This is a genomic window from Bradyrhizobium centrolobii (assembly GCF_001641635.1).
GTDB lineage: Bacteria > Pseudomonadota > Alphaproteobacteria > Rhizobiales > Xanthobacteraceae > Bradyrhizobium > Bradyrhizobium centrolobii.
Genome location: NZ_LUUB01000009.1, coordinates 1 through 4,479, shown reverse-complemented (window position 1 = coordinate 4,479; position 4,479 = coordinate 1). Strand labels below are relative to the sequence as shown.

Here is a 4,479-nt window from a genome sequence, read left to right as displayed (position 1 = left end):
AGCAGATCGCGAAGCTCGCCGCAGAGTGGAGCTAGCGGCCGGTCTTTCCTGTGGACCACAGCGCTTCCACCAAAACAAGGCAGCATCGACTCAGACATGCTCCGACGGCACGCGACTCCTCTCCCGGTCGCGCACTGGGACCTTTAAGCCCTGGCCCAGCTCCCTTGGCTGGGGCTCTCTTTCGATCAACGCTATCGCTCCCCCATGAACCTTGATCGTTACGCCGGAACGGCCAGCGCTGCGGGCCTCGTATTGATCTGCTAATCATCACTTGGTTAGGCCTGTGAGGCCCGCTCCATTCGACGTGGACGGATGTCGGTGAGTTCATCAAAGTGCTTGGGTCGATCGACTGGAGGTGCGGCCGTCACCGGTGCGGTTGTGGCATGGCGCGGACTGGAAAAGTGGTGCGCCGAGACAGCCTGCATCAACGAGAACCATACGCCATGCCTGCGGGAAACCGGCGTGACGCGCTGATCGTCCCCAAAAACGAAAAGAGGCCGCCAACTGAGGCGGCCTCTTGCGCGTGTCCTTTATGCTTTTAGCGCTTGAGCTTACCGGGCGTGTAGCCTGAGGCTCCCGGAGATCCGGTTACGGGTCCATTGGACTGCATCTGATGGCCGGGGGAATAGCCTGAAGCGCCGGTCGTGCCCGTGACGGGGCCGCTGCTCTGGAACGAATGGCCCGGCGAGAAGCTGGAGGCGCCTCCGCCAAAGCTGCCGCCTGGTCCACGCGCATGGGCCGCCGAAGTGACAGCGACCAACGCAGCCGCGACTACGAACACCTTTTTCATTTTGATCCACCCTTTCTCTCTTTGATCGGTCGCCAACGATTCAGCGGCCGTCCCGGATCGGGAAAAAGTAGAAATCGGATGGCGTGTTCAAAGTAAGACGCAGTCTGGTCTTTGGTGCGAATGCGCCAAGCTCGAACGATCTATTCGAGATCGCGATCTCCTATCCTGACGGCAAGCTTACATGGGGACCTTGTGTCCCAGCTTTACCTATCGGACAGCGCGGGACTTAGCGATGAAGCGAGCATGCTCTGGATCACGATGCGCTCGACGCCGCTGATCGCGGCTCATTGCTCGTTGTCATCCTCCAAACCGCGGCGCCAACCGTAACCGCCCCAACGTGGACCGTAATAGCCATAGCTATGTCGGTATCGGTAACGCTGTCGCCACTCGTCGTCGTCATAGCGTCGGTAGTACCCGTAGGGACGGTAATAGTCACGCTGGTGCCAACAGCGCCCCCATTCGTTGCACACCCAGCGAACCTGCTCGACGTTCAACGTTGGTACGGTCGAGCGCGAGATCGGCATGGCGTCGGCACTACTCGCGGCAAGGGCGGCGAACGCCGCGGAAGAGAGTAGAATGGCAATCGGCTTTCCCATCGGAGTCTCCATGGCTGCATTCATGGGCGCAGTGTGGCGCGGGAGGCGCCGCCGTGGCTGGGGACGCCTTGCCGACCGGTGTCAGTACCGGCCTTGGTAATAGCGCTCGTCACATTCAGCGACATAGATGCTGCCGTCGGGAGCGCGGTAGCGGCACATTTCCCGCCCAGACGGTGCTGGGTTGGTAGAGTCGGCTACGGCCGCGCCAAGCAGGGCGCCGGCACCAGCACCAAGAATGGTGCTACCCGCATTCCGGCCGATAGCTTGACCAACGAGCGCTCCACCGACAGCGCCCACGGCGGCGCCGGTCGCGGCCCGTTGCTGCTGTTGAGTTTGTGCGCAGCCCGCGAGCGAAATACAAATGGCTAAGATACTAGCCGCAGACATCTTTGGAATATTCACGCGCGTGAGCCTCTTTGCGTTGATTGTGATGAAGAAGATGGTCCCAGCGACTGACCTGGTGGAATGACGAACCATCGTGGCCGCGTTCGGGCCGTAAGAGGGTGCTATCACGACCACCACCGCGTGGCCGGCTGTCATGCTGATCGGGCCAACACAAAGGCCCGCCGGCGGTCGGGGCGCTGCTTTTGCAGCACCCTCTGTTGATCCGGCGGGCCTTCTTCCGCGCTGGCGGATTAGTCCTCGTCGTCGTCCCAACCCGAAACGCTGCGGTAATCGTGGTCGCAATGGCGATATCGATGTTGGGCCGCGTAATAGCCATCATCATGGCCGCTGTAGTCGCGGCTGTACGTCGAATATCCGCTGTAGTAGCGACGAGGGGCTGGATAGCTGTAGGACGGATAGGACTCGTAACCGTGCGCTTCCGACGCCAGTGCGCCGCCGACGAGAGCCCCGACGACCAAACCGCCGATAAGCGCCGCGTTGCGGCCGTCGTGTGCTTGAGCTGGTGCGGATCCGGTGAACAGCGTTGCGGCGACGGCAAGCGCGGCGACGCTGCTTGAAAGAGCTTTCTTGAGCGAAACCATTGTCCCCTCCATGTGGTGATCGCGTTCTACATCGCGCGCTTTGAAGGAAGGCTGAACCTGCCGTTGTCGCCCGTTCATCTAAGAGAGTGGCTGGCCGTTCTTGAGTTTGACGCCGCCGCGCGTTGATCGACCTCGAACCCAAGAATTGTCGTGAGAAAGACGTTGTCTCGCGCGAACATTACCGCAGAGCGGATAACGGCTGCGCCAGGGAATGTGGCTTGCACGGCCGCCTCGCCCTCGCCGTGACTGCGAATATAGGGTGAAGACGATGCGGGGTCCGCACCTTGCCGGCAACGACCGCTCAATTTGTTCAAGCTGCGCATCGCTGAGACCGGATACGCGACCAATGACTTCAAGGAGCAAGTGTTTCAGCATAGCTCAACCTTGCTGGTAGCGGCGCAACAACTCAGGGCAACCAAGCGAAAGTGGGCACGGGCTCGGGGGTTGTGTCAGTTGCTGTGTGAGCCGATAGCGGCCCGGCCGCCAACCCCTCTGAGCTTGGGACAATCTGGCTGATATTTAGTCCCACATCAATTGTGTCCGGCATCTGGATGCCATGGGGAAAGGCTTATCTGAACCAGACAGATCTGGCGCAGGCCGTTAGCATGGCCTGGCTCTTTCTGCTCATGGCTGGCCTGTGCGAAATCGCCTGGGCGATCGGCCTCAAATTCACGGAAGGCTTCGCACGCCTTTTGCCAACAATCGGCACGTCGTCGCTATGGCGGCCAGGATTGGGTTCCTCGGACTCGCCCTTAAGTCGCTGCCGGTCGGTACGGCCTATGCGGTGTGGACGGGCATTGGCACTGTTGGCACCACGGCGCTCGGCATCTATCTATTTAACGAGCCCGTGACGTTGCTTAGGTTAGCCTGCATCGGCTTTATTCTCGTGGGCATCATCGGACTGAAAATCACCTCTTAGGCGGAGCGGCGCGATGAGACCTGTTGGAGGTCAGCTCAGAAGTAGCTTTCCAACGTGCCGCGCCGCCGGACGTCGAGCGTGGCGCAGTGGAAGGCGCCACCAAATGCCGCATAGTGTAAGAACTTGCAGGAAATCGGTTCGAATCCCCAATTCTCAAACGCACGCATCGTTGCGGTATGATGTGGATCTACGATGACGCGCTTCTCATCCACCATCAAGACGTTCATGTTGAGCCATTTCCCGCATAGTGAAGTGACCCTCAGCACAGGATCGGTGATCGGGTCGGACTCGGGGGCCACGAGGATGTCCCATCCTTTCAAGACGGCCGGAAGATGGTCGACGTCGATGTACTCGGGATTGATCAGGATCTTGCCGGGCCCAAGCGGCAATATGGTGGTGTCGATGTGCATTGGATTGGGGCAGCGGCTCTCAATCTCATGGATGCGATAACTGTCGCCAAGGTGACGACGCAGCCATTCAATGCCGGACGCATTGGTGACGTTGCTGCGGGTCACGAACAAGTCGCGTCCACAGCGAAAGAAGTCGGCGGCGTCAAAGACCGGTTCGAATTCGGTGAGAATGTATGAGATCGGCTCGCCTTTCTCCGGAACGCGAAATTCAGGGTCGAACAGTTCGTCCGTCAGTTGCGGTCTGGGCGCGCTCGTCCACCGCGCGCCACGTTGGAAATAGTCCTTCAGGATCGCACGATAGGACTGCGTCTCGAAGTAGCGACAGGGCCAAACCATTGGGGTTTCGATGATCTCGTCGCCGATCACGAGCATGCTGTCGCGCGGGCAGGAATTGCAGAAGCCGCGCGAGGACCATCCTGGCGTGCTGAAGCGCTTCCTGTGGTCGACAGCGTCCGGCCGTCTTACGATGATGCCCAGCGACTGTAGCAGCGCAACAAAGCCATCAAGCTCACGCTGGGCCGGCTCGATCATGATCCTTGGGTAACGAAAGCCTGCGAGCAGCGACTGAGCACGCGCTGCCATGCCCGGAATGTTGCAGGTGACAACCGGATGATCGGATGGGATGACCGCACCCTCAAGCCTTCCGACGATCACTTCCTCCAGCGCGCCCCACTCGTTGTGTGAGTTCACCGGAGAAACTCGGGCCGATGGAGCGGCATCCGAACCGCGACCGTGCGTGACCATATCCATGCACGAGACCCTCTGCGCTACAACAGCC

General features: G+C 60.1%; 5 protein-coding genes and 1 pseudogene. 1 reads left to right on the top strand and 5 read right to left on the bottom strand.

Annotation, left to right across the window (positions count from 1 at the left end; genetic code table 11):
- Positions 1–538: 538 nt before the first annotated feature.
- From AYJ54_RS46485 to AYJ54_RS00880, 4 genes are all read right to left on the bottom strand, one after another.
- Entirely contained in the window at positions 539–790 is a 252-nt protein-coding gene (locus AYJ54_RS46485; RefSeq protein ID WP_082905394.1) for a hypothetical protein, read from the bottom strand.
- Between the two features lie 284 nt (positions 791–1,074).
- Entirely contained in the window at positions 1,075–1,386 is a 312-nt protein-coding gene (locus AYJ54_RS00885) for a hypothetical protein (protein WP_063696015.1), read from the bottom strand.
- 81 nt (positions 1,387–1,467) lie between these two features.
- The gene (locus AYJ54_RS51820; RefSeq protein WP_082905395.1) at positions 1,468–1,773 is read right to left on the bottom strand and encodes a YMGG-like glycine zipper-containing protein; all 306 of its coding nucleotides are present in this window, start codon (positions 1,771–1,773) and stop codon (positions 1,468–1,470) included.
- A 248-nt stretch (positions 1,774–2,021) separates the two neighbouring features.
- Positions 2,022–2,372: a hypothetical protein gene (locus tag AYJ54_RS00880; RefSeq protein ID WP_063696014.1), complete on the bottom strand. Its 351-nt coding sequence runs from the start codon at positions 2,370–2,372 to the stop codon at positions 2,022–2,024.
- Between the two features lie 605 nt (positions 2,373–2,977).
- Here AYJ54_RS00880 and AYJ54_RS00875 point away from each other — a divergent pair.
- Positions 2,978–3,291, top strand: a pseudogene (locus tag AYJ54_RS00875) (DMT family transporter).
- 35 nt (positions 3,292–3,326) lie between these two features.
- Here AYJ54_RS00875 and AYJ54_RS00870 read toward each other — a convergent pair.
- Entirely contained in the window at positions 3,327–4,445 is a 1,119-nt protein-coding gene (locus AYJ54_RS00870) for an amidinotransferase (RefSeq protein WP_136623344.1), read from the bottom strand.
- Positions 4,446–4,479 lie beyond the last annotated feature (34 nt).

Excerpts from the sequence above, each read along its gene's own strand:
- AYJ54_RS00880 (WP_063696014.1), bottom strand. The coding sequence starts at position 2,372 with ATGGTTTCGCTCAAGAAAGCTCTTTCAAGCAGCGTCGCCGCGCTTGCC.
- AYJ54_RS46485 (WP_082905394.1), bottom strand. The coding sequence starts at position 790 with ATGAAAAAGGTGTTCGTAGTCGCGGCTGCGTTGGTCGCTGTCACTTCG.
- AYJ54_RS00885 (WP_063696015.1), bottom strand. The coding sequence starts at position 1,386 with ATGGGAAAGCCGATTGCCATTCTACTCTCTTCCGCGGCGTTCGCCGCC.
- AYJ54_RS51820 (WP_082905395.1), bottom strand. The coding sequence starts at position 1,773 with ATGTCTGCGGCTAGTATCTTAGCCATTTGTATTTCGCTCGCGGGCTGC.
- AYJ54_RS00870 (WP_136623344.1), bottom strand. The coding sequence starts at position 4,445 with ATGGTCACGCACGGTCGCGGTTCGGATGCCGCTCCATCGGCCCGAGTT.